Source organism: Psychromonas sp. 14N.309.X.WAT.B.A12 (genome assembly GCF_030397575.1).
GTDB lineage: Bacteria > Pseudomonadota > Gammaproteobacteria > Enterobacterales > Psychromonadaceae > Psychromonas.
On sequence record NZ_JAPNXS010000014.1, the window covers coordinates 25,555 to 49,122 of the forward strand.

General features: G+C 38.3%; 26 protein-coding genes. 14 read left to right on the forward strand and 12 right to left on the reverse strand.

Annotated elements, in window-relative coordinates; translation table 11 throughout:
* Positions 1 to 14: 14 nt before the first annotated feature.
* On the reverse strand, positions 15 to 1,391 hold the full coding sequence (gene dnaA / locus OW492_RS15310) for a chromosomal replication initiator protein DnaA (protein ID WP_290041252.1): 1,377 nt from the start codon (positions 1,389 to 1,391) through the stop codon (positions 15 to 17).
* Between the two features lie 516 nt (positions 1,392 to 1,907).
* On the opposite strand from dnaA, the gene rpmH reads away from it, so the two are divergent.
* From rpmH to OW492_RS15340, 6 genes are all read left to right on the forward strand, one after another.
* Positions 1,908 to 2,042, forward strand: a complete 135-nt coding sequence (gene rpmH / locus OW492_RS15315) for a 50S ribosomal protein L34 (protein ID WP_084605455.1) — start codon at positions 1,908 to 1,910, stop codon at positions 2,040 to 2,042.
* 10 nt (positions 2,043 to 2,052) lie between these two features.
* Complete coding sequence (gene rnpA / locus OW492_RS15320) at positions 2,053 to 2,409, forward strand: ribonuclease P protein component (RefSeq protein WP_290041254.1); 357 nt, start codon at positions 2,053 to 2,055, stop codon at positions 2,407 to 2,409.
* Positions 2,376 to 2,639: a membrane protein insertion efficiency factor YidD gene (gene yidD / locus OW492_RS15325; RefSeq protein WP_113819718.1), complete on the forward strand. Its 264-nt coding sequence runs from the start codon at positions 2,376 to 2,378 to the stop codon at positions 2,637 to 2,639. Before rnpA ends, yidD begins: the two co-directional genes overlap by 34 nt.
* A gap of 14 nt (positions 2,640 to 2,653) precedes the next feature.
* Positions 2,654 to 4,324: a membrane protein insertase YidC gene (yidC, locus tag OW492_RS15330; protein ID WP_290041257.1), complete on the forward strand. Its 1,671-nt coding sequence runs from the start codon at positions 2,654 to 2,656 to the stop codon at positions 4,322 to 4,324.
* A gap of 82 nt (positions 4,325 to 4,406) precedes the next feature.
* Positions 4,407 to 5,774, forward strand: coding sequence for a tRNA uridine-5-carboxymethylaminomethyl(34) synthesis GTPase MnmE (gene mnmE, locus OW492_RS15335; protein ID WP_290041258.1), 1,368 nt, complete (start codon positions 4,407 to 4,409; stop codon positions 5,772 to 5,774).
* Between the two features lie 224 nt (positions 5,775 to 5,998).
* Positions 5,999 to 6,913 (forward strand): porin, encoded by a 915-nt coding sequence (locus OW492_RS15340; RefSeq protein ID WP_290041261.1) that lies wholly within the window; start codon positions 5,999 to 6,001, stop codon positions 6,911 to 6,913.
* Between the two features lie 812 nt (positions 6,914 to 7,725).
* Here the strand turns inward: OW492_RS15340 and OW492_RS15345 are convergent.
* Positions 7,726 to 8,640, reverse strand: a complete 915-nt coding sequence (locus OW492_RS15345) for a TIGR01777 family oxidoreductase (protein ID WP_290041263.1) — start codon at positions 8,638 to 8,640, stop codon at positions 7,726 to 7,728.
* A 79-nt stretch (positions 8,641 to 8,719) separates the two neighbouring features.
* Between OW492_RS15345 and OW492_RS15350 the strand changes: the two genes are divergently transcribed.
* The 3 genes from OW492_RS15350 to glpX all read left to right on the forward strand — a co-directional run bounded on the left by OW492_RS15350 (position 8,720) and on the right by glpX (position 11,672).
* Positions 8,720 to 9,304: an aminodeoxychorismate/anthranilate synthase component II gene (locus OW492_RS15350; protein WP_290041265.1), complete on the forward strand. Its 585-nt coding sequence runs from the start codon at positions 8,720 to 8,722 to the stop codon at positions 9,302 to 9,304.
* Between the two features lie 65 nt (positions 9,305 to 9,369).
* Positions 9,370 to 10,590, forward strand: a complete 1,221-nt coding sequence (locus OW492_RS15355; protein WP_290041267.1) for an aspartate aminotransferase family protein — start codon at positions 9,370 to 9,372, stop codon at positions 10,588 to 10,590.
* Between the two features lie 71 nt (positions 10,591 to 10,661).
* Complete coding sequence (gene glpX / locus OW492_RS15360; protein ID WP_290041269.1) at positions 10,662 to 11,672, forward strand: class II fructose-bisphosphatase; 1,011 nt, start codon at positions 10,662 to 10,664, stop codon at positions 11,670 to 11,672.
* A gap of 48 nt (positions 11,673 to 11,720) precedes the next feature.
* Here glpX and coaA read toward each other — a convergent pair whose 3' ends face one another.
* From coaA to OW492_RS15385, 5 genes are all read right to left on the reverse strand, one after another.
* Complete coding sequence (gene coaA, locus OW492_RS15365; RefSeq protein WP_290041271.1) at positions 11,721 to 12,686, reverse strand: type I pantothenate kinase; 966 nt, start codon at positions 12,684 to 12,686, stop codon at positions 11,721 to 11,723.
* A complete protein-coding gene (locus OW492_RS15370; protein ID WP_290041360.1) occupies positions 12,679 to 13,320 on the reverse strand; it encodes a uridine kinase in 642 nt (213 codons plus the stop codon). The genes coaA and OW492_RS15370 overlap by 8 nt, the downstream gene beginning before the upstream one ends.
* A 109-nt stretch (positions 13,321 to 13,429) precedes the next feature.
* Entirely contained in the window at positions 13,430 to 14,038 is a 609-nt protein-coding gene (locus OW492_RS15375) for a thiol:disulfide interchange protein DsbA/DsbL (RefSeq protein WP_290041272.1), read from the reverse strand.
* A 45-nt stretch (positions 14,039 to 14,083) separates the two neighbouring features.
* Entirely contained in the window at positions 14,084 to 15,073 is a 990-nt protein-coding gene (locus OW492_RS15380) for a serine/threonine protein kinase (protein WP_290041274.1), read from the reverse strand.
* A 239-nt stretch (positions 15,074 to 15,312) separates the two neighbouring features.
* On the reverse strand, positions 15,313 to 15,660 hold the full coding sequence (locus tag OW492_RS15385; RefSeq protein ID WP_290041275.1) for a hypothetical protein: 348 nt from the start codon (positions 15,658 to 15,660) through the stop codon (positions 15,313 to 15,315).
* A gap of 161 nt (positions 15,661 to 15,821) precedes the next feature.
* Between OW492_RS15385 and OW492_RS15390 the strand changes: the two genes are divergently transcribed.
* The 4 genes from OW492_RS15390 (at position 15,822) to OW492_RS15405 (ending at position 19,369) form a co-directional block, all read left to right on the forward strand.
* Positions 15,822 to 16,718: a metal ABC transporter substrate-binding protein gene (locus tag OW492_RS15390; protein ID WP_354669238.1), complete on the forward strand. Its 897-nt coding sequence runs from the start codon at positions 15,822 to 15,824 to the stop codon at positions 16,716 to 16,718.
* A complete protein-coding gene (locus OW492_RS15395; protein WP_290041277.1) occupies positions 16,708 to 17,580 on the forward strand; it encodes a manganese/iron ABC transporter ATP-binding protein in 873 nt (290 codons plus the stop codon). Before OW492_RS15390 ends, OW492_RS15395 begins: the two co-directional genes overlap by 11 nt.
* A 9-nt stretch (positions 17,581 to 17,589) precedes the next feature.
* Positions 17,590 to 18,450 carry a metal ABC transporter permease gene (locus OW492_RS15400; protein ID WP_290041278.1) on the forward strand — a complete coding sequence of 287 codons (861 nt, stop codon included), beginning with the start codon at positions 17,590 to 17,592 and terminating at the stop codon, positions 18,448 to 18,450.
* Positions 18,451 to 18,520: 70 nt separating this feature from the next.
* Complete coding sequence (locus OW492_RS15405) at positions 18,521 to 19,369, forward strand: metal ABC transporter permease (protein ID WP_290041279.1); 849 nt, start codon at positions 18,521 to 18,523, stop codon at positions 19,367 to 19,369.
* 28 nt (positions 19,370 to 19,397) lie between these two features.
* On the opposite strand, the gene OW492_RS15410 is transcribed toward OW492_RS15405, so the two are convergent.
* The 5 genes from OW492_RS15410 to OW492_RS15430 all read right to left on the reverse strand — a co-directional run bounded on the left by OW492_RS15410 (position 19,398) and on the right by OW492_RS15430 (position 22,038).
* Positions 19,398 to 19,595, reverse strand: coding sequence for a DUF4250 domain-containing protein (locus tag OW492_RS15410; protein WP_290041281.1), 198 nt, complete (start codon positions 19,593 to 19,595; stop codon positions 19,398 to 19,400).
* Between the two features lie 69 nt (positions 19,596 to 19,664).
* On the reverse strand, positions 19,665 to 19,928 hold the full coding sequence (locus OW492_RS15415) for a YihD family protein (protein WP_290041282.1): 264 nt from the start codon (positions 19,926 to 19,928) through the stop codon (positions 19,665 to 19,667).
* 23 nt (positions 19,929 to 19,951) lie between these two features.
* Complete coding sequence (locus OW492_RS15420) at positions 19,952 to 20,233, reverse strand: DUF1488 domain-containing protein (RefSeq protein WP_290041284.1); 282 nt, start codon at positions 20,231 to 20,233, stop codon at positions 19,952 to 19,954.
* A 6-nt stretch (positions 20,234 to 20,239) separates the two neighbouring features.
* Entirely contained in the window at positions 20,240 to 21,058 is an 819-nt protein-coding gene (gene aroE / locus OW492_RS15425; RefSeq protein WP_290041285.1) for a shikimate dehydrogenase, read from the reverse strand.
* 98 nt (positions 21,059 to 21,156) lie between these two features.
* Complete coding sequence (locus OW492_RS15430; protein WP_290041287.1) at positions 21,157 to 22,038, reverse strand: LysR family transcriptional regulator; 882 nt, start codon at positions 22,036 to 22,038, stop codon at positions 21,157 to 21,159.
* Between the two features lie 201 nt (positions 22,039 to 22,239).
* Here OW492_RS15430 and OW492_RS15435 point away from each other — a divergent pair, with 201 nt between their 5' ends.
* Positions 22,240 to 23,439 (forward strand): MFS transporter, encoded by a 1,200-nt coding sequence (locus tag OW492_RS15435; protein ID WP_290041288.1) that lies wholly within the window; start codon positions 22,240 to 22,242, stop codon positions 23,437 to 23,439.
* Positions 23,440 to 23,568 lie beyond the last annotated feature (129 nt).

A 23,568-nucleotide genomic window follows, 5' to 3' on the forward strand; every position in this document is an offset into this window, starting at 1 on the left:
GAGATAAGCCTTTTTTACATCGATAAGGTGCGAATAAGTATTTTATAGTCTTCTTGAATATCGTTATTTTCACGACGTAGTTCTTCAACTTTACGACAAGCGTGTAATACCGTTGTGTGGTCACGACCACCAAAAGCTTCACCTATTTCAGGTAAGCTATGTTGTGTTAACTCTTTAGCAAGTGCCATAGCAATTTGACGTGGGCGCGCAACGGTTCGTGTACGTCGTTTTGAAGACATATCTGAAATTTTAATACGGTAATGTTCAGCGACTACTTTTTGAATATTATCTACAGTCGTTTGCTTAGTGTGCACCGCTAACATATCACGTAATGCATCCTGTACCAGTGAGATAGTGATATCTTGACCGGTAAATTGAGCTTTAGCTGAGATGTTGGCAATCGCGCCTTCTAATACACGAACATCAGTAATGGTTAAACGCTTAGCAATAAAGAAGGCTACATCATCAGGCAATGTTAAACCACGTTCTTCTGCTTTACTGATCAAGATAGCAACACGCGTCTCTAATTCAGGTGGATCGATTGGAATAGATAAACCCCAACCAAAACGAGTACGTAATCGTTCATCGATACCTTCAATCTCTTTTGGAAAGCGGTCACTGGTTAAAATAACCTGCTGGTGGCCATCTAACATAGAGTTGAATGTTTGGAATAATACTTCCTGTGAGCGTTCTTTACCTGCGAAGAAGTGAATATCATCTATTAATAGTGCATCAAGAGATGCGTAATACTCTTTAAACTGTTCAATGGTATTGTTACGAATTGCATTGATCATATCTTGTACAAACCGTTCAGAACGAATATACACTACTTTGCTTTCAGGGTTTTCTGAAACAATGGCATTACCTACAGCATGTAATAAATGCGTTTTGCCTAAACCTGGATGTGCATATAAAAAGAGTGGGTTGTAAACACCGCCTGGATTTTCTGCAATCTGTTGTGTAGTAGCAATAGCAAAATTATTCGATTTACCTTCAACAAAGTTATCAAAGGTATATTTTTTAATTAAATTACTTTTATGGGCGATATTTAAAGATTTTGATTCGCCTTCCCAAGGTTGGTTTGTATTTTGTACCGGTGCTGCTTTTGATACTGTTGGATTATTCGTTGCAGCATTTGCTGTGCCGACTAATAAACGTATTTTAATGCTGAGATTAGGATCGACTTCATGTGCCAAGGTTTGCAATTTAGTTTCAATGATATCCATGTACTTTTCTCGTACCCATTCACTAGTATATTTATTTGGCGAGTATAATGACAAAGTATGATTGTCGTATTCTGCCTGTAAAGGGCGTAACCAAGTACTAAAGTCTCCAGCTGATAGCTCGTCTTTTAATTGTGCTAAACATTCTTGCCAAATAGCCAGGGACATTGTGGAACTCCAGTAGATTCATTAGGGCGGATAATTCTACCGATAAGATCGTCATGATGCCATAAGATCAAGCAACAAAAAGAAAAAAAAGATCCTTGAAATTTATCTCATTCAGTGGTTAAAGCATCCACAAGGTTCTAACTAGGTAACATCAAGGGCACAGAACTTTATCCACAACATACTTATTTAACTATTTACAAATCTTAATTTATAAGATCGCGGAAGATCCTTGCTTATTAGTGTCGCTTATATATAATCGCGCCACCCTAACTTTTGAGTTTGGCTCGTAGTGTTTATTTATTTCTTTATTATTTAATTCTAAAGAAAATGAATTTAATCTACCAGAAAGAAGCATCTCTGATTGACTTTTAGTCGATCAATCAATAGAATTCGCTCTCTTTTTAATCGGCTGACGCTTTCGATTAATATTGGTTAATGACTTTCCGAAGTGATTAAGCACTACTAGATTGAAAAAATTAGCTACTGTACAGTACTTAACAATAAGTGGAAAAGAGCATGAAACGTACTTTTCAACCAAGCAACACAAAGCGTAAGCGTTCACACGGTTTTAGAACTCGTATGGCGACTAAGAACGGTCGTGCCGTATTAGCTCGTCGTCGTGCTAAAGGCCGCGCTAGCTTAAGCGCATAATTTACCAGACGTGGTGAATTATTCGTTTTCTCGGGAGTTACGTCTGTTAACTCCCGAAGATTTTCAACCTGTATTTAAAAATGCTATTCCAGCAGTATCTCCGCATTTAACTCTTCTTGCTAGAAAAAATACCTTTGAACATCCTCGTATTGGTATGGCTATTCCTAAAAAGCACATTAAACATGCTGTAGGTCGTAATCGTATCCGTCGCATAGTAAGAGATCATTTCCGTCTTCAACAACATGAGCTTCCTAACATCGATATTGTCGTTGTTGCTAAAGCTGGTATTGCTGATTTATCAAATCAAGAGCTTCATAAGGTATTAGATAAGTTATGGCGAAAATTAGTGCAGCGTTGCAATGGATAGCAATTAAATTCATTCGTGGTTATCAGCTAGTTATAAGTCCCATTCTTGGACCTCGTTGTCGTTTTACGCCAAGTTGTTCACATTATGCGATAGCTGCCATAAAGAGTCATGGTATGATAAAAGGATGTTGGCTAGCCGCTCGTCGTCTTGTAAAATGCCATCCCTTTAATGAAGGAGGATATGATCCTGTACCTCCTTGTTGCGCAACTAAAAATAAACCTAAACCTTAGAGATCGAATACGTTATGGAATCACAACGCAATTTACTTTTCCTCGCACTATTGTTTGTTAGCTTTTTGCTGTATCAAGCATGGGTTACCGAGCAAAACCCTCAGCCAGTTGCTGCAGCGCAAACGACTGAACAAAGCACTTCACAATCATCAGTACCATCGACTAGTAATCATAGCGCTGATATTCCAGCTTCTTCTGAAGACCATTCTTCTGTTGCAGCACAAGTACCAACACAAGCGCCGACTAATGCAATTACTGTATTAGAAAATGACCAACTACGTTTAGAAATAACCTTAGTAGGCGGTGATGTTGTTGTTGCAGACCTAATTGAACATGATGACGAGTTAGATTCTGGTGTTCCATTTCGTTTATTAGAAAATGCAAACGGCTTTACCTATATTGCACAAAGTGGATTGATTGGTAAACAAGGCCCAGATGCAAACCCTAAAGGTCGCCCTTACTACAGTACAAATAGTAAAGAAAACGTTTTAGCGGATGGTGAAGATTCTGTATCTACTGCGTTACGTTATGTAGACCAAGCTGGTAACGTATTTACTAAAACGTTTACTTTAAAACGTGGTGAATACAACGTAACAGTTGATTACACAATTGAAAATAAATCAGCGAGTGATGTAAATGTTCAATTATACGGTCAATTAAAAGAATCGTTAAAAGAGCACTCTACTAACTTAATGATGCCTGTTTATCGTGGTGGTGCATTCTCAACAGATGATACTAAATACAGTAAATACACATTTGACGATATGGTTGAGCGTAACTTAAGTGAGACGACTCAAGGTGGTTGGGTAGCGATGCTACAACACTACTTCGTTTCTGCTTGGGTACCTAATGCTAATGATAATAATGTGTTATACACTAATGTTATTCAAAACAAAGATGCAGCTATTGGTTTTAAATCACCAATCAAAACGATTGCACCTAACAGTACTGAAAAATTCTCTACTAACTTATGGATTGGTCCTAAGTTGCAAGATGAAATGTCACAAGTGGGCGAAAGCTTAGACTTAACTGTTGATTACGGTTGGTTATGGTGGCTTGCACAACCATTATTCAAACTGTTGTTATTCTTCCAAGGTATTGTGGGTAACTGGGGTGTTGCAATCATCTTAATTACATTCACAGTGAAAGGCCTTTTATACCCACTGACAAAAGCACAATACACGTCAATGGCTAAAATGCGTCTATTACAACCTAAAATTCAAGCGTTACGTGAGCGTTACGGAGAAGATCGCCAGAAAGTATCAAAAGCAATGATGGAAATGTACAAAGAAGAGAAAGTGAACCCATTAGGTGGTTGTTTCCCTATCTTGTTACAGATGCCTATATTCATCGCTTTATACTGGTCATTAATGGAGGCGGTTGAACTACGCCATGCACCATTTATGTTCTGGATCCAAGATTTATCGGTACAAGACCCATACTACATTTTACCTATCTTAATGGGTGTGAGTATGTTCTTTATTCAGAAAATGTCTCCAGCAACAGTTCAAGACCCAATGCAGCAGAAGATTATGAAGTTTATGCCAGTGGTATTTACCTTCTTCTTCTTATGGTTCCCAGCTGGTCTAGTACTTTACTGGTTAATGAGTAATATCGTGACACTAGTACAACAAACCGTTATTTATCGTCAATTCGAAAAAAACGGCTTAAGTGCTAAGAAATAATTCTATTATTTAGTAATTGATAAAAGGCGACTATAATAGTCGCCTTTTTTATTGGCTTCATTTTTTAAGTTAGGAACAGAACATGATAAAAGCTACTGATACTATTGTTGCTCAAGCAACTGCGCCAGGGCGTGGTGGTGTAGGCATTGTGCGCGTTTCTGGTCCTGATGCAGAAGCCGTAGCAGAGATTATTTTAGGTAAAAAGCCGAAAGTACGTTATGCCGAGTACTTACCTTTCTATGACCAAGATAAACAAGTTTTAGATCAAGGAATTGCGTTACTCTTTAAAGGACCTAACTCCTTTACTGGGGAAGATGTACTTGAACTACAAGGCCATGGTGGTCCAGTGGTGATGGATATGTTGATCAAAGCTATTCTAACTATCAAAAACCTTCGTAGTGCAAACCCTGGTGAGTTCTCTGAGCGTGCATTTATGAATGACAAGCTCGATTTAGCGCAAGCAGAGGCAATTGCTGATTTAATTGAAGCAAGTTCTGAGCAAGCCGCTAAAAGTGCACTGCATTCGTTACAGGGTGAATTTTCTCATAAAATTAATGATCTTGTTGAAAGTCTAATCTATTTACGTATCTACGTTGAAGCTTCTATTGATTTCCCTGAAGAAGAAGTGGACTTTTTAAGCGATGGTAAAATTGCCAAAGACTTATATCAGATTATTGATAACCTAAATGCGGTAAAAGAACAGGCAAAACAAGGTGCTATTTTACGTGATGGTATGAAAGTCGTTATTGCTGGCCGCCCTAATGCCGGAAAATCTAGTCTACTTAATACATTAGTAGGTAAAGAAAGTGCGATTGTAACCGATATAGCAGGTACAACACGCGATGTAATGCGTGAACATATCCATATTGATGGTATGCCTTTGCATATTATTGATACAGCTGGCTTACGTGAAGGTGCCGATGAGGTTGAACGTATTGGTATTGAACGTGCTTGGACAGAAATAAAAAATGCTGATCGTATTTTATTTATGTTAGATGCAACGACAACTAATGCAGAAGATCCGCATGAGATTTGGCCTGACTTTATCGAAAAATTACCTGCAGATGTTGGTTTAACTGTGGTACGTAATAAGGCAGATTTAACTGGTGAATCATTGCAAATGACTGAGCATGATAACCACCCTGTTTACCGTATTTCAGCGAAAACAGGCTTAGGTGTTGATCAATTAAAACAACATTTAAAAGATATTATGGGTTATCAAGGTAATACTGAAGGTGGTTTTATGGCTCGTCGTCGTCACTTGCAAGCGATTGATCAAGCTGAGAAACATCTTTTAGAAGGTAAGATTCAATTAGAAGAATATAAAGCCGGTGAGTTACTTGCCGAAGAATTACGTCTCACGCAGCAACACTTAAGCGAAATCACTGGAGAGTTCACCTCTGATGACTTATTAGGACGTATATTTTCTAGCTTCTGTATTGGTAAATAAAATTACCATTTTCCATGATATATGAAGCCGCTGTATTGCGGCTTTTTTATTTCCACCCTTCTATTATAACTCCTACAAAGAAATTGAACTTTTTAAAATGTAATATATCCGCAATATTTTTGTCATATTCAATCCCTAGACTGCTTCTCCGTAAACAGCAATAAGCTGCAAAACAAAAAATTATATTCCTTAAATATTATTTGAAATCTAAACACGGATGAATCATGAAAAAAACACTATTAGCAACAGCAATTTTGGCGGGTCTTGTTTCTGCAACGGCTCAATCTGCAACTGTATATGATCAAGACGGTACTACACTTAAAATTGGTGGTCGTGCTGAAGTACGTGCTGAGTTTAAAGATACTGGTGATGGTTCTGTTGAAGATAAAAGCCGTGCTCGCATTAACTTTGGCGGCAAAACTCAAATTACTGACAACCTAACAGGTTTTGGTTTCATGGAATACCAAATCGAACCTGGTGAAACAGTTGATAACCGTTACTTATTTGCTGGCTTTGGTACATCAATTGGTGATTTCTCTTACGGTCGCCAAGATACTGCTAACGTACAAGTTTCTGATATGACAGATATTGCTTCTGTTCATTCAGGTTACCAACAAGTATTTGATGCTTCATCTGATAAAGAAAACACAACTTTCTTATATTCAGGTACATTTGCTGATTCAGTAACAGTGCAAGCTAACTTCACAGGTTCTGATGAAGATGATCAAGATTCTGTTGCTATCTCTGCCCTTTACTCTAGTGACTTCGGTTTAGACCTAGGTATCGCACATACAGATGCACAAACAGATGAAACACAAACAACTATCGCAGCAGCTTACTCTGTAGGTGATTTCTATGGTGCTGCTTCATACGCAACGGGTGATGCATTTAATGAGGCAGATGAAATTTCTGATATGACGTCAATCGAAATTGCACTGCAATACAAGTTTACTAAGCAATTCCGTATGATTGGTATTATTGCTCAACAAGAGATTGATGATGTAGATACTGCTGATTTCTATGCAGTTGAAGGTCAGTACCGTTTCAACAAATTAATCCGTACATACGTAACTTACCAATTTAACCAAATTGATGATGCAGAAGATTCTTTAGTAGCGGGTATCCGTTACAACTTCTAATCAACTAATAAGTTAGATTTAAAATAAAATCCCGGGCATTGCCTGGGATTTTTTGTTTGTACTGCTCACCTTTTAGCAGTTATTCAACAGCTCCCACCCGCTAATAGTTGTATTTTTATACCATTAACCAATTTAGAATAATAAATATCTTACCGTATGTTTTTATCTTGTGAGAGATCGACCATTGCTAAGAGAGGTTATTGCATTATTTAAAACAAGTTTAATACTCTTTTAATCAATAAATATTATACTAAGTCATTGTTATTAAGTTGTTTGTTGTTTTTTTGTTCTGTGATGCAATATAAAATTTCTTCTCTTATGCCATTATTATTTAGAAAAAGGTCGTATTCTTTGTCTCGCAAAGGGGAAACGCTTTACAGGATGTAAACAATGACTCGATGCATTGCTAGGATGGCAATTAGGACCTCTCAGGATGAGAGTTTATAAAACAGGATGTTTTATAATTAGGGAAAGCAGGACACTTCAGGATGAAGTTATTAGTGACTACTAGGATTGTGGTTATTAAGCCAGGATGGCAAAGAAGGACACCTCCTAAGGAAAGGGAGATGACGGGTAAACAGGATGTTTATCTCATAAGGATGTAACAAGGAACGAGCCCAAAGGATTTGGGAAGTGGACGCCTAGTATGGCATTAGTCAAAGGGATGTAACGCAGGGAGCATCAACTATCATGGATCAGATAGATTAGACTAAAATAAGGGCAGCTTCGGCTGCCCTTTCCTATTTCTGCAATATTAAAAAATACTTATCTGAATAAACTTCAATTATAAATACTGTCCCATACTTCTATTATTAGCCTTGTAATTGATGCTTTAAGCTCTCTTCTAATAAATCATATTGAAAAGTAAACCCTGCATCTAATAGTTTAGTTGGTCGAACATTGGTACTTGAAAGCAATAACGCTTCGCCCATTTCAGCAAACAGTAATTTAACCATAAGTGCAGGTAAAGGTAAGATACAAGGTCGGTTTAAAATATTGGCTAATATCACTGAAAAGTTTCGGTTAGTGACCGGATGAGGAGAAACTAAGTTAACTGGGCCTGATAATTCCACATTACGCATAATAAATAAAATAGCATTAACCTGATCGGTTAAGTCTATCCAACTCATTATTTGTTCACCTTTACCGATTTTACCGCCAACACCCATTTTAAAAGCAGGCAACATTTTAGCTAATGCTCCCTCTTGTTTGTTTAATACAATTCCTGTTCGTAAGTTAACGACTCTAGTGCTATTAGTCTTTACTCGGTGGCTAGTTTGTTCCCATTGAGCCGCTAATTGGCTTACAAATTCATCACCTTGTGGTGAACCTTCATCGACTGGTTGCTGACCACTATTCCCATAAAAGCCAATGGCGGAAGCGCAAATGAACAGACTCGGAGGCGTATCGCTGTTATTAATAAAATCAACGATGAGTTGTGTTGACTGGATACGACTATCAGTTATTTTCTGTTTTACTTTTTCAGTCCAACGTCGATTAGCGATGTTTTCACCTGCTAAATGAATAATGATGTCCGGTTGAGGTGCTGAATTGAGGTGTATTTGCTGTTGGTCGATCAACCAATAAGGTTCCGTGTCGCTTACGGTTCGTTGCAAAGTATAGACTTGATAACCCTGAGAAGTTAATAAAGGGGTCAAAGCGCGACCAACTAAACCTGATGCACCAGTGATCAATACTTTTTGTTTTGTTTCAGCTTGTTGAGTCATTAATGCCCCTTAATGTTATTAGGATTAGATACGAGACTAATGGTAAAATGGATCTTTATGTTCTAGATGGCCACTATTTATGCTGTTAATGATTGATAACTATGATTCCTTTACTTATAACTTAGTTCAGTACTTCGGAGAACTAAAGCAACAAGTAATAATAAAGCGAAATGATCAAATTAACTTAAAAGAAATTGCAGATTTAAACCCCGATCATATCGTTATTTCACCGGGCCCTTGCACTCCCAATGAAGCGGGTGTGTCATTAGCAACGATAGAGCGTTTTGCTGGTGAGATACCAATATTAGGTGTTTGTCTTGGCCATCAAAGCATTGCCCAAGTATTTGGTGCAAAAGTAATTAGAGCAAATAAAGTAATGCACGGTAAGAACTCATTAATAGATCACGATAATCGCGGTGTTTTTGCTGGTTTAGCTAACCCATTGAACGTAACGCGTTATCATAGTTTGATTGTGAAGGAAGATACATTACCTGATTGCTTTGATATTTCAGCCAGAGTGATAGAAAGCCAAGAAATAATGGCGATTCGTCATAAACATATGGCGTTAGAAGGGGTACAATTTCACCCTGAAAGTATTCGCTCAGAACAAGGACTCTCGCTCCTGAATAATTTTATTGAGCAATCTATTGGATTGTCAAAATAAGTGCGTATATTAAGCTGTTATAACCCCTATTTTATGACTGTTTCAAATTGTTAAAGGAATTCTTTATGTCAAACACTCACATCACCCGTCCGTTATTCGATCAAGTTATGGTGCCAAACTATGCTCCGTTAGAAATGATCCCTGTACGCGGTGAAGGCTCTCGAGTGTGGGACCAACAAGATAACGAATACCTTGATTTAACAGGTGGTATCGCTGTTAATGCGCTAGGTCACGCGCACCCTGAATTAGTCACAGCACTAACAGAGCAAGCTCAAAAATTATGGCATGTTAGTAATATTTATACTAATGAACCAGCGTTGAGCTTGGCGCAAAAATTAGTGGATAATACATTTGCTGAAAAAGTGTTTTTTGCCAACTCAGGTGCAGAAGCGAATGAAGCAGCGTTAAAGCTTGCGCGTCGAGTTGCTTTTGATCAAGCAGGCACTGATAAAACAGAAATTATCGCATTTTATCAAGGTTTTCATGGACGTACATTCTTTACTGTTACCGCTGGTGGACAATCGGCTTACTCTGATGGTTTTGGCCCTAAACCTGCGGATATAACGCACCTTGAATATAATGACTTAGCAGCACTCGAAAAAGCAATTTCAGATAAGACCTGTGCAGTGATTCTAGAACCTTTACAAGGCGAAGGTGGTGTTTTGCCTATTTCACCTGATTTTGCACAAGGTGTTCGTGCTTTATGTGATAAACACAATGCATTAATGATCTTTGATGAAGTGCAAACAGGTATGGGTAGAACAGGTGAATTGTTTGCTTATATGGCGTTGGGGGTCACGCCAGATATTGTGACTTCTGCAAAAGCATTAGGGGCAGGTTTTCCAATTGCAGCCATGCTAACCAAAAGCAACCTAGCAGCGCACTTTAAAGTAGGCACACATGGAACTACATTTGGTGGTAACCCTTTAGCTTGTGCTGTTGCAGGTAAAGCATTCGATTTAATAAATACACCAGAAATGTTGGATGGTGTTAAGCGTAAAGAGCAGTTAATTCGTCAGCATTTACAAGAAATTAACCAAGAATTCTCAGTATTTAAAGAGGTTCGTGGTGCTGGACTGCTATTAGGTGCTGTATTAAATGAACAATATCAAGACCAAGCAAAAACCTTCTTTTTAGGAGCTGCTGAACAAGGTCTATTAATCTTAGTTGCTGGTGCTAACGTATTACGTTTTGCACCTGCTTTGAATATTTCAGATGAGCTTATCGAACAAGCGATGCTGAAACTAAAACAAGCTGTAAAAATTATCGTTAATAAAGATGCATAAGAGCAAGGTTTGTTATTAATTTTTTAATAACACTTTGTTTTAATTAGATTTAAAAATTGGGAGCTCATAAAATGAGACGCGAATTAGCAATAGAATTTTCTCGAGTAACAGAAGCCGCTGCACTTGCTGGCTACAAATGGTTAGGTCGAGGTGATAAAAACACAGCAGATGGTGCTGCGGTTGAAGCAATGCGCTTGATTTTCAACCAAATTGATATCGATGGCGAAATTGTGATTGGTGAAGGCGAAATTGACGAAGCGCCAATGCTGTATATTGGTGAGCATGTTGGAACAGGATCTGGCGATGCTGTGGATATTGCTGTTGATCCAATCGAAGGTACACGCATGACCGCAATGGGTCAGTCAAATGCATTAGCTGTATTAGCAGTAGGCGAAAAAGGTAGCTTCTTACGAGCACCTGATATGTACATGGAAAAATTAATTGTTGGTCCAAATGCTAAAGATGCTATCGACTTAGAACGTTCTCTTGAGCAAAATCTGAAAGCAATCGCATTTGCATTAGGTAAATCTCTTTCTGAGTTGACTGTTGCTACATTAGCTAAACCACGACATGACCGTATCATTAAAGATATGCAAGGCATGGGCATTCGTGTATTTGCTATTCCAGATGGTGATGTTGCTATCTCTGTTTTAGCTTGTATGCCTGATAACCAAGTTGATGTTTTGTACTGTATTGGTGGTGCACCTGAAGGGGTTATTTCGGCTGCTGTTGTACGAGCATTAGATGGCAACATGCAAGCTCGTTTAATTCCTCGTCCAATGGTTAAAGAGCCATCAGAAGAGAATATTAAAATTGGTAAAGAAGAAGTAGCGCGTTGTGAAGCTGCTGGTATCGAAGTAAACAAAGTCTTAAAATTAGAAGACTTAGTGAAAAACGATAATGTTATCTTCTCTGCAACGGGTATTACTAAAGGTGACTTAGTAGAAGGCGTATCAATTGACGGTCGTCTAGCAACGACTGAAACGTTATTAGTACGTGGTAAGTCGCGTACAGTGCGTCGTATTAAGTCTACGCACTACCTAGACCGTAAAGATCCAAACTTAAAAGATATTATTCTTTAAGTTCATTAGACATTAAAAAGGCGCAATTAGCGTCTTTTTTATTGTCTTTTATTTACGCAATTGCACCTGGCTGACCTGGTGGTTGGTTGATTTTTTCAGAATTAAATTAGCTCTATCGCGTGTTGGACGTATATTTTCCTCTAAATTCACACCGTTAATCTCATCCCAAATTTTCGATGCAATGCCTACTGCTTCCCGTTTACTCATTTTCGAATAACTATGGAAATAAGCGTTAGGATCAGTGAAAGCCCCCTCTCGAAATTTTAAGAAACGCTGTATATACCAAGTTTTTAATAGATCGGTTTCAGCATCAACAAAAATAGAAAAGTCGACAAAATCAGAAACAAACGTACGATGTGATTGATCACCCTCAGTTGAGGCTGCTGTTTGTAGTACATTTAGCCCTTCTAAAATAACGATATCAGGCTGTTCAACATGCAAAGATTGATCAGTCATAATGTCATAAGTTAAATGTGAATAAACCGGTGCTGTCACTTTCTCTTGTCCAGATTTTATTGCCGAAACAAAATCAATTAAAGCTTTAATATCAAAGCTTTCTGGGAAACCTTTCTTATGCATTAAATTACGTGCAACTAACTCTTTATTAGGGCGTAAAAAGCCATCTGTTGTCACTAAGGCCACTTTTGGGTGTTCTGGCCAGCGTGATAACAACGCTTGTAGAATACGTGCAGAAGTACTTTTACCAACCGCAACACTGCCGGCAATTCCAATAATATAAGGGACTTTTTCATTATGTGAGTTAAGGAATTTATCTCGGACCGTATGGCGATATTGCCGCGCACCTACGTACAAGTTAAGTAAACGCGACAAGGGTAGATAGATATCAATGACTTCTTGCATGGATAAAGATTCATTAATCCCCTGTAATTGTTTGATATCCTCTTCTGACAAAGTGAGCTTTACATTGTCGCGTAGGTCAGCCCATTCATCGCGCTCAAACTGTATGTATGCACTATGGCGGTTTTCTGGGTTAAACGCTGAATGGCTATTCATTGTCGAGCTGAGCTTCTTCTAGATAAATTGATCTGCTGTTACCAATAGGGTCATCTGCATAGAGGTGGTATTGTCCAGCTGGTTTAATTAACAATTCAAATAGATTAACTAAGGCTTCCTGTGATTCTTCAATATTAACTTGTTCATGTAGGCGTTTACGTGCTGTTTCAAAATTACTTTTCACCCAACAACTGTAATCGTATAAATCTAGATAAGCTTCTTGTAACAGATATACCCCCTCGATCAGGATTATATCGATATCATTAAAGTGGTAATCAACGGTACGAGGTGATTCTGCATCATCTAAGTTAACTGATGTCTTAATGCTACCAAATAGTTTAAGTGGAAGAATTAACTCTTCAAACATCTCATCAAAACGGTATGCATTTAGGTAATATTCTTCTGGACTGTTCATTATATTGAAGCGAACATCCTTACTGGCTTCCCAATCATCGGTGTGAATTACCGCGACATTCAGGCCATCTAATCTTAAAGCTGCTGCAATTTTTTCGGTTAGTTCACGTTTGCCACTGCCCTCAATTCCACTGATAGCAACAATCTGAGCCTTAGTAGACTCTTTGTTGTTGTGCAGTTCTTTAATAGCACTTTTCATTTGTGCTGAATTATTAAACATGGTTTTCAACGGTCATCTCCCCTTTTTGACGCCGCTATTATGCCATAAAAATGAAAAAAGCCACTAATGTGGCTTTTTATTTTAAATTGGGGTGTTTAAAACTAGGTTTTTAGTCTGTTTTTTTAGTTAAAAATTTAACTAATTCAACGAATTCTTGAGTACTTTTAACTGAACCTGTATTTACTTTGTACTTACCGTTAACAATTAGAGTTGGTACACCACGCACTTTAAATGTTTCAGTATTACGTTTCATTTGTGCTGCCATACCGTTTACAGGGAAGCTAGCTAAAGCACCTTTTGCTTCTTTTTCTGAGATGCCAGCCTTAGCAAAGATATCAAGTATATCTTGTTCGTTATTGATCGCTTTACGTTGTACGTGGATTTGATCAAAGATAATGCTAGTTACTTCTTCTTTCACATCTAACAGATCTGCAGCAGCATAAGCTTTAGTGACTTCGTCTGCCATTGCTCCACCTAAGAAATTAACGTGGCTTTTCTTAACAGCTACATCAGCAGGTAACTCTTTTTCAAGGTTTTTCATTAGCGGTTCAAACTTGAAACAGTGTGGGCAATAGAAAGAGAAAAACTCTAATACTTCAGGTTTATCAGTCGCTGTTTGTTTAATAACGTCATAGTGAGTACCTTCTTCAAAGTCTGCAGCTTGAACACTTAACGGCAGTAAAAACAAACCGATTAATAGAGCAAAAACCTTTTTCATTATGTGATCCTTTATTATCATTGTTGTGATTTTATGATGTAAAAATTAATAGTGTGGCTGAAGCATGATAGGTGCTTCATCTAATAATACTAACTGTTGTTGTAACGATTGTAACCACTCTTTCCAATATTGTTCTGTTATAAACCATGGAAAGTTACGAGAAAACGCCGGATCTTCCCATCGATTATGAATCCATGCAGTGTAATTAATCATGCGTAGAGTACGTAGGACTTCAATGTAAGCTAATTGTTCCGTTTCAAACTCATATTCTTCTTGGTAACCTTCTAAAATCATAGAAATTTGTAATAACTGCTCATTTCGATCGCCATGTAATAACATCCACACGTCTTGTACCGCAGGACCCATTTTACAATCATCGAAATCTACCCAGTACGGTTGCCCTTCTTTTAGTAAGATATTACTGGCGTGCGCATCACCGTGTATAGCGATCATCGTCAGCTTAGGTAGTTTTTTTGTGGTGATTTTATAGTGTAAATCTTGCAATGTTTGAAATACGTCTGCATGAATACTTGTAGGTATAAATTGACAGTTTCTTAATGCTTCAATGGCCGTTTTTATGGTGCTGTCGATAGATAACGAAGGACGCTGGGTAAATTGATGCTGAGCGCCTACTTTATGTAATTTACCCAACGCTATGCCTACTTCATACAAACTATCTACATCATCCACGGCGAGTGAACGTGCAGATAAATTTTCAAATAATGCAAAGAAATAACCAGCAAAATTATGCAATGTACTGCCATCAATCTCTAAAGGTGCTGATAACTGCAGGCCTGCTTCAGTGAGTTTTTTAGAAAATACATGGTCTTCTAGTAATTGTTGTTCATTCCAACGTTCTGGACGATAAAACTTTACCACATAACGCTGTTGTTGCTCATCGGTGAAAGAAAAAACTCTATTTTCATAAGAGTTGAGTGCTAACAAGCCTGTCTCAGGGTAAATACCAATACTCGCGAGTGCATCTAGTTGGCATTCAGGGGTTAATTTTTGATAGGTTTGGCTTGTATTTGACATTATATTTCTCCAATAAAAAAGGCGCAGCCAATGTATTAGCGCGCCCCTATAAAATATTTATTTTTTTATACGTAAAATGTTAATACGGTCTATATAAGATAACAAATTCATGAGTGATTGATATAGCTGAGCTTAAATAATTTACTTAAGTTTCGAGTGGTTTTGAGAAGATACTTGATACTTTTTGGGAGAAAATTAAAGTACTCAAATATTGAGTACTTTATATAAGAAAGAAAATACTACAGTGTTTCAGTACAACCTTTGGCAGTCATTACAGGTGTTGCTATCTCTTTAGCTGTGTCGTAGCTTGTTTGCATTTTTTCTGTTGCCGTTGCAGTACTGATGCCTGCAGTTGTTAATAGGCTAGAGCTGCTTTCTAGGCTAGTCATTTTTGCTTCATAATCCACAAACGTTTGTTTGATCTCAGCGCAAGTTAAGCTTGGGAAATTAGTTTCTAGTAGGTTATTGGTTAAACTAGTTACTGTGCTTGTTGTATCTGTTGTGCTGCTATCAGTTGTTTCTGTATTGGTAGTTTGACAACCAGCAAGTAATACACCACCTAATAAAATTAACGCTGTTTTTTTCATTTTGACCCCATTTGTAATTGATAGATAAACCAGTGTATTTTTTTATGCAAAAACAATCAATCTGTAACACCTATCAAGTTGATAATGAATATCATTTGCGATTGAAATATTGAACTGCTATCTTTAGTTTACTTATTAAACTAATTGGATAGGCGGGTTGTATGTTAAGAACTTTATTTGTTGTGTTGATGCTTATTTTTCAGGCTCAAGCAGGGTATGCAGCATCGAATGACAAATTTAAAGTGGTGACCACTTTTACTGTTATAGCTGATATGGCAAAAAATGTTGCCGGTGATGCCGCCATTGTAGAGTCAATTACTAAAGCTAATGCGGAAATCCATAATTATCAAGCTACACCGGGTGATTTACGTCGTGCGCAGGGCGCAGATATGATCCTTTATAACGGGTTAAATCTAGAGCTATGGTTTGATAAATTTTTTAATAACTTAAAAAATGTGCCAAAAGTGATTGTTTCTGATGGTATTGAACCGATGGGTATTACACAAGGGGCTTATTCTGGCAAACCGAATCCACATGCTTGGATGTCAGCTCCTAATGCATTGATTTATGTTGATAATATTCGAGCAGCACTCGTTGAGCACGATCCAAGTCACGCAGCAACTTACAATGCTAACGCTAAGCAATATAGTGAGCAGATTATTGCTGCGGTTGCACCTTTCAAAGCCCAAATTTCAGCAGTACCAGAGCAACAACGCTGGTTGGTGACCAGTGAAGGCGCATTCAGTTACCTAGCGCGAGATTATGGTTTAAAAGAGCTATACCTATGGCCAATGAACTCAGATGCTCAAGGCACACCACAACAAGTTAAAGAGGTCATTGATACGATGCGTTTAAATAATATTAATGCAGTGTTTAGTGAAAGTACGGTCTCCGCTAAACCAGCCCAGCAGGTAGCAAGAGAAACGGGGGCGTTATACGCGGGTGTCCTTTATGTTGATTCATTGAGTAATACAGATGGTCCTGTCCCTACTTATATTGACTTGTTAACGACGACATTAAGTCGGATTGCAGCGGGAGTAAACCAAGATGCTAAATAAACAAACAACAGCAAACAATATAAAAGTAAATGATATTACAGTAACTTATAGAAATGGCTTTACCGCTATTCATGATGCCAGTTTTACTTTACCTAAAGGCTCTATCACTGCGTTAGTGGGTATCAACGGCAGCGGTAAATCGACTATCTTTAAGTCTATTATGGGCTTAGTGAATTTAAAAACTGGTTCAGTAAATATCTTAGGTTTATCAGTCAAACAAGCACTAAAGAGCAACATTGTTGCTTATGTCCCCCAATCAGAAGAGATCGATTGGGATTTCCCTATCTTAGTGGAAGATGTGGTGATGATGGGGCGTTACGGGCATATGAATATGTTGCGTATGAGTTCAGCTAAAGACCGTGAAATGGTTGATCAAGCTTTACGTCGTGTGAACATGCAAGACTACCGTCACCGTCAAATTGGCGAGTTATCCGGTGGCCAGAAAAAGCGTATATTCTTAGCACGCGCATTAGCACAAGAGAGCCAGGTCATTTTATTAGATGAACCTTTCACAGGTGTTGATGTAAAAACAGAAGAGCACATTATGCAATTGCTAAAAGTATTGCGAGAGGAGGGTAAAGTCATTTTAGTATCAACGCATAACTTAGGTAGCATTCCTGAATTTTGCGATAGAACGGTCTTTGTTAATCGTACTGTGTTGGATGAGGGACCAACTGAGAAGGTCTTCACACCAGATAATATACAAAAAGCCTTTGGCGGTGCGCTTCGTCACTTTGTGTTAAGTGGTGATCTGTTACATACCGATGATGATAAACGCCAAGTTACCGTGATCAGTGATGATGAACGCCCAGTTGTTCTATACGGAGAGCAACATACTAATACCGTGCTGAATCAGCTATAGGAGGGGGGGATGTTGGAATATTTATTAGAACCTTTTAGTTACGATTACATGGTAAATGCGATTTTGGTGAGTGCATTAGTCGGTGGTGTTTGTGCTTTTTTATCTGTGTACTTAATGCTGAAAGGTTGGTCATTGATCGGTGATGCTTTATCACACTCTATCGTTCCAGGGGTTGCGGGTGCCTACATGTTAGGGTTGCCATTTGCAGTTGGGGCGTTTTTTTCAGGTGGTTTAGCAGCAACAGTGATGTTGTTTCTAAACCAAGCCTCTAGATTAAAAGAAGATGCCATTATAGGCATTATTTTTACCTCATTTTTTGGTTTGGGATTGTTCATGGTCTCTTTGAGTCCAACATCAGTGAATATACAAACCATCGTCATGGGCAATATTTTGGCAATCACACCTTATGATACCTTGCAGTTAGTCATCATCAGCATGGTCACTCTAGCGGTATTAACCGTGAAATGGCGTGATTTTATGGTGCTGTTTTTCGATGAACAGCATGCAAGAAGTATTGGCTTGAATGCCAATGCGTTAAAAATTATCTTTTTTACCTTATTAAGTGCATCAACAGTAGCCGCGCTGCAAACAGTAGGAGCCTTTCTAGTGATTGCGATGGTCGTGATCCCAGGTGCTACGGCTTATCTGCTTAGTGATAAATTCAGTAATGTCATTTTTATCAGTATTAGTATCGGTACGTTAAGCTCATTAATTGGGGCATACCTAAGCTATTTCATCAATGGAGCGACTGGCGGCATTATTGTTTTATTGCAAACCTTTATCTTCTTATCTGCTTTCTTTTTCTCGCCTAAGTATGGCTTGATTAGTAATAGAAAAAAGCAGAAATCATTAACCGTTAAGCAAGGATAATTACATGACAGCATTATTTGAAAACTTAACGTCTCCTTTTGCCTTTGATTTTATGTAACAAGCGTTTGTAATGGTGCTGGTTTTAGCGGTACCAACTGCGATATTGTCATGCTTTTTAATCTTAAAAGGGTGGTCATTGATGGGTGATGCAATTTCTCATTCAGTGTTACCAGGTATTGTGATCGCTTATGTGTTGGCTATCCCTTTTGCCATCGGTGCTTTTGTCGCAGGTATCGGGTGTGCTGTTTTTACTGGTTACATTAAAGAAAATAGCCGTTTGAAAGAAGATACGGTAATGGGAATCGTTTTCTCAGCGATGTTCGCTTTAGGCTTGCTATTAATCACTAAAATAGAGACAGATGTTCACCTTGACCAAATATTGTATGGCGATCTATTAGGTAGTAGCTGGAGCGGCATTATGGAAGTGGCGATCGTGAGCTTAGTAGTGTGTACTTTCTTGTTTGTACAAGGTAAAAACTTATTATTATATGTATTTGATAAACAGCATGCACAGGCAATAGGGTTGTCCGTTAGATTTCTACACTATGCGTTGTTATCAGTGTTGTCGATTACGATTGTATTTGCGTTAAAATCGGTAGGTATGATTCTAGTGATTGCTATGTTAATAACACCTGGGGCGATAGCTTTTTTAATGACACGTAACTTTTACAAGATGTTGGTGATTAGTGTTGGAGTTTCTTGTAGCTGCGCAATATTAGGGATCTACTTGAGTTTCTTTATCGACAGTGCACCCGCACCAACTATTATTATGTTGTTGGCAACATTATTTATTGGCGTGTTTAGTTACAGCAGTTTAAAAGTTAAAAAATTAACTCAACATACTGTTAAACATGAGAAGAAACACTCGGCTAAAGGCGCATGGTTAGGTTATCCGTGTCGTCTTCGAAACCACTGTTAACAAACAAAAGCAGGGTATCTATAGTTCGCTAATAGGTACTTTGCTTAAATTGATGATTGCTTAAATCATAAATAAAGCCAGCACTCGCGAGCCGCTCTTTTAACAGTGCTTTATCCATTTCGTAAGTTGCACACAAGTCATCCAATGTTTTTTGCTCATTTCTCAATTTCATATTAACAATGCTTAATAACATATTAACATCCATCTTTTTGTAGTTCTCTAACATTGCGCTCTCCCTGTCTAGTGATTGCCCCAACTACATTAAATTAGTTAATATTGTTTAATGCACTCGGTATTATAGTAAACCTCTTGCCTTCAATAATGCACTTTGAAAATCATCTTCGCAATCTTTTGCAATCCCTGGAATCATTTCATCTTTATCAGTTTGGTCCATTTTTAGGTGATAAATAATTACTTCATCAGTTAATGTATCGATTGGTCCATCAAAACCTGATTCAGTGGCAATGTGCTTTAACAGCGTTAATAAATCTAGATCTTGGTGTTTTAACCAATATGGTTTTATTAACTCTAATATCTCGTTAATACGGTGACTCTGCATAATTAAAACCCTTTATTAAATGGTTAACAATGGTTGAGCTCTATACTCCCATTATCATTAAAAGCTTGCTGATTAATCAATGCTTCAGCGAGATCTTCAATATCAAATCGCGCCGCTTCAAACAGTGCTAATGCAGCTCTCTCATTAGCAGTTGCTGGTGGCGTATTCGGCTGATCAAGTGCGTTTAATGTTATCCAAGAGATGACACAATGAATTAAGCGTCCTTGGCATTGAGCGTGAAACTCCACTTGCTGCAAATCATGGTTATAGTATTCGTTATCAGAAAATAGAATGTTTTGATTCATATTAAGTTAACCAGCTAAATTATGACGTAATTCATTTAAAACTTGCTTTGCACCTGGTTTTACACCGCGCCAAATCGCAAAGCTTTCTGCCGCTTGTCCTACTAACATGCCTAACCCATCAATAGTGAGTCGTGCTCCATTGTCTTTTGCCCAAGCATTAAATGCGGTTACTTGTGCATTATAAGTCATGTCATAAATTGCCGTTTCAGGGGTAATTAAGCTGCTAGAAATAGCTGGTAAACTGCCATGTAAACCTGCAGAAGTTGAATTAATAATAAGATCAAAGGGGCCACTTAATTGATCGAAAGGCTGTGCATTAATATTGCCCAATTGTTCAAAAATAGATACCAAGTTTTGTGCCTTTTCAAAGGTTCGGTTAGCGACCGTTAACTGTGCAGGGCTTTCAGCTAGAAGAGAGCTACATACACCGCGAGCCGCTCCACCAGCTCCTAGCAACAAGATGCGTGCTCCAGTGAGATCAACATGATTGTTTTTTAAATCTAAGACCAAACCTGCACCATCAGTATTATCACCAATAATTAAACCGTCATCGGTTTTCTTTAGGGTATTCACTGCACCAGCTAAACGTGCGCGATCTGTTAAAGATTGTGCAAACTGAAAGGCTTCTTCCTTGAAAGGAGCTGTAATATTACAGCCTTTTGCATCGCTATTGAAAAAGGCTTGTACGGAAGCAGTAAACCCATCAACAGGCGCTTCAATAATACCGTAGGTCATTTGTTGTTGTGTTTGATTGGCAAATAATGTGTGAATAAAAGGCGATTTGCTATGTTTAATAGGGTTGCCAAAAACAGCGTACTGATCCATGTGAGCTCCAATTTCAATAAGTTTAGTCTGAGTTTAATTTAACATGTCTGCTTTGTTCAGTGTATCGACACAAGATATTTTTATTTACTGAAGATGACCTATAACGATAATTTTGGTTGTATATAGTCGATAAAAGCAGAAATACGGCGCGCAATGGCCGACGATTTATAATATACGGCATTGATTTGCTCACGGTCGTGACTCACCTGTTTTTGATCTGCTAGTAAAGGGATTAACAGACCTGCTTCGATATCTTTTTGCACCATAAAAGCAGATAAGCAAGCAATGCCATTACCTGCAATAGCTAACTGTCGAACACTTTCACCATTACTTGATGTGATGCTTGGCTGAATACCATTAAAGCCTTTAAGTGGCCATTGGTTAAGTACTTTTGCACCAGATAAGCCAAGCAGTTGATGATCTGCTAACTGGGCCGTGGTTTGCGGAACCCCATGAGTCGAAAGGTAACTTGGGGCTGCCACAATGTGTAATAAGCTTCTTCCTAATGGTCGAGCATGTAAGGTTGAATCTACTAAACGACCAATACGAATTGCCACATCGGTTTTTTTTTCTAACAGATCCACTATGCCTTCGTTACTGGTTAATTCTAGTTGGATATCAGGGTATACCTCTGAAAAACCTTTAATAAGTGGAATTAACTGATGAAAAATAAATGGGCTGGCGGCATCGACTCGTAACCGGCCTTTGGGTAATTCACCACGTGATATTAAGTCTTCTTCAGCCTGTTGAAGTTGTAATAAACCTTGTCGTACTGATTGAATAAATTGCTGACCTTCATCGGTTAACTCTAAACGTCGTGTGGTGCGATTTAAAATAGAAACACCCAATTGTTTTTCTATCTTGCTGACGGATCGCGACACGCGCGCTACTTGAATATCCAGTCTATCAGCCGCGGCAGAAAATCCTCCGTTATCAATAACGGCAAGTAAAATGGTTAAGTCATCTGATCGGGTTTGCATAGCGATACTCTCATGGGAACACTTTTGTAGTTATAGCAAAAGTAATTTGTAATGGACACTGTTTATGTCAATAAATAGCTTGTTCATAATGCGGCCTCAATGATTAATGACTTGATCTTAATTTTGTTTAATTTGCTCCACACTGATCTTGACGAGTGAGCTGATTGATTGAAAAGAGATCGCTAACAAGAGAGAACAACAATGCCATTAGCTTTATTTGCATTAACCCTAAGCGCCTTTGCGATTGGGACAACAGAGTTTGTTATCGTAGGGTTAATCCCAACGATGGCGATGGATTTAAATGTATCGTTACCTTCTGCAGGGCTATTAGTCAGCTTGTATGCATTAGGTGTTGCGGTTGGTGCGCCAGTATTAACTGCATTAACAGGGAAGTGGAATAGGAAATATGTGCTGTTATCGGTAATGGCATTATTTGTAATGGGTAATCTACTTGCTTGGCAAGCTCCAGGGTATAACAGCCTTGTTATGGCGCGAATTATGACAGGATTAGCACATGGTGTGTTTTTCTCTATTGGGTCAACCATTGCGACTGGTCTTGTTTCAAAGGAAAAAGCCGCCAGTGCTATTGCTATTATGTTTACTGGGTTAACCGTTGCATTAGTCACAGGTGTGCCATTAGGTACATATATTGGTCAACATTTTGGTTGGCAAGCAACCTTCTTAACAGTTGCTTTATTAGGTCTGCTAGCATTAATTGGTAGTGCGCTACTTGTTCCTAACAACTTAAAGCAAGCAACAGCGACTAAACTTTCTACGCAGTTAAAGGTACTTACTCAACCACGTTTATTGTTGGTATATGCGATTACTGCGTTGGGTTATGGTGGTACATTCATTGCCTTTACTTTTCTCGCACCAATCTTGGAGCAAGTCTCTGGTTTTGATGCCAGTGCGGTAAGCTTAATTATGTTGGTGTACGGTGTCTCTGTTGCCTTCGGTAATATTATGGGCGGTAAAATGGCAGATAAAATGGGGCCAATTAAAGCATTAACTATTATTTTCTTTGGCCTAGCGAGTGTGTTGATCATCTTTAACTTCACTGCGTTCAATCCCATTACAGCAGTGTTAACTATCTTAGTATGGGGGGCATTTGCTTTTGGTAATGTCCCTGGCTTGCAAGTTTATGTGGTTAAGTTAGCTGAAAAATATGCTCCCGATGCCGTTGATGTTGCTTCAGGATTAAATATTGCTGCTTTCAATGTGGGGATTGCTTTAGGTGCATGGGGTGGCGGTATTATCGTGGATAACGCTGGGCTAATGCATACGCCCTGGGTTGGTGCTGTGATTGTTGTCATCGCTTTATTGTTAACCCGTTTAAGTGGTGTGTTAGATAATAAGGCTAAGTCGTCAAATACAAGCTCAATACAGTCGAATATGGCTTAATTTCATCAAAGTCGATAGAGGCGAACCCAGCTTATCAACATAAGCTGGGTTTTTGTTTTGTTGCTGGAGACGGTTTGCTAGAATAGCCTTTCATTATCTGGCATTCATTTTTGCTAAATAGCTACTTTC

Coding starts and splice junctions, on each gene's coding strand:
- dnaA (WP_290041252.1), bottom strand. CDS start 1,391: ATGTCCCTGGCTATTTGGCAAGAATGTTTAGCACAATTAAAAGACGAG.
- rpmH (WP_084605455.1), top strand. CDS start 1,908: ATGAAACGTACTTTTCAACCAAGCAACACAAAGCGTAAGCGTTCACAC.
- yidD (WP_113819718.1), top strand. CDS start 2,376: ATGGCGAAAATTAGTGCAGCGTTGCAATGGATAGCAATTAAATTCATT.
- yidC (WP_290041257.1), top strand. CDS start 2,654: ATGGAATCACAACGCAATTTACTTTTCCTCGCACTATTGTTTGTTAGC.
- mnmE (WP_290041258.1), top strand. CDS start 4,407: ATGATAAAAGCTACTGATACTATTGTTGCTCAAGCAACTGCGCCAGGG.
- OW492_RS15340 (WP_290041261.1), top strand. CDS start 5,999: ATGAAAAAAACACTATTAGCAACAGCAATTTTGGCGGGTCTTGTTTCT.
- OW492_RS15345 (WP_290041263.1), bottom strand. CDS start 8,640: ATGACTCAACAAGCTGAAACAAAACAAAAAGTATTGATCACTGGTGCA.
- OW492_RS15350 (WP_290041265.1), top strand. CDS start 8,720: ATGCTGTTAATGATTGATAACTATGATTCCTTTACTTATAACTTAGTT.
- OW492_RS15355 (WP_290041267.1), top strand. CDS start 9,370: ATGTCAAACACTCACATCACCCGTCCGTTATTCGATCAAGTTATGGTG.
- glpX (WP_290041269.1), top strand. CDS start 10,662: ATGAGACGCGAATTAGCAATAGAATTTTCTCGAGTAACAGAAGCCGCT.
- coaA (WP_290041271.1), bottom strand. CDS start 12,686: ATGAATAGCCATTCAGCGTTTAACCCAGAAAACCGCCATAGTGCATAC.
- OW492_RS15370 (WP_290041360.1), bottom strand. CDS start 13,320: ATGTTTAATAATTCAGCACAAATGAAAAGTGCTATTAAAGAACTGCAC.
- OW492_RS15375 (WP_290041272.1), bottom strand. CDS start 14,038: ATGAAAAAGGTTTTTGCTCTATTAATCGGTTTGTTTTTACTGCCGTTA.
- OW492_RS15380 (WP_290041274.1), bottom strand. CDS start 15,073: ATGTCAAATACAAGCCAAACCTATCAAAAATTAACCCCTGAATGCCAA.
- OW492_RS15385 (WP_290041275.1), bottom strand. CDS start 15,660: ATGAAAAAAACAGCGTTAATTTTATTAGGTGGTGTATTACTTGCTGGT.
- OW492_RS15390 (WP_354669238.1), top strand. CDS start 15,822: ATGTTAAGAACTTTATTTGTTGTGTTGATGCTTATTTTTCAGGCTCAA.
- OW492_RS15395 (WP_290041277.1), top strand. CDS start 16,708: ATGCTAAATAAACAAACAACAGCAAACAATATAAAAGTAAATGATATT.
- OW492_RS15400 (WP_290041278.1), top strand. CDS start 17,590: ATGTTGGAATATTTATTAGAACCTTTTAGTTACGATTACATGGTAAAT.
- OW492_RS15405 (WP_290041279.1), top strand. CDS start 18,521: ATGGTGCTGGTTTTAGCGGTACCAACTGCGATATTGTCATGCTTTTTA.
- OW492_RS15410 (WP_290041281.1), bottom strand. CDS start 19,595: ATGTTAGAGAACTACAAAAAGATGGATGTTAATATGTTATTAAGCATT.
- OW492_RS15415 (WP_290041282.1), bottom strand. CDS start 19,928: ATGCAGAGTCACCGTATTAACGAGATATTAGAGTTAATAAAACCATAT.
- OW492_RS15420 (WP_290041284.1), bottom strand. CDS start 20,233: ATGAATCAAAACATTCTATTTTCTGATAACGAATACTATAACCATGAT.
- aroE (WP_290041285.1), bottom strand. CDS start 21,058: ATGGATCAGTACGCTGTTTTTGGCAACCCTATTAAACATAGCAAATCG.
- OW492_RS15430 (WP_290041287.1), bottom strand. CDS start 22,038: ATGCAAACCCGATCAGATGACTTAACCATTTTACTTGCCGTTATTGAT.
- OW492_RS15435 (WP_290041288.1), top strand. CDS start 22,240: ATGCCATTAGCTTTATTTGCATTAACCCTAAGCGCCTTTGCGATTGGG.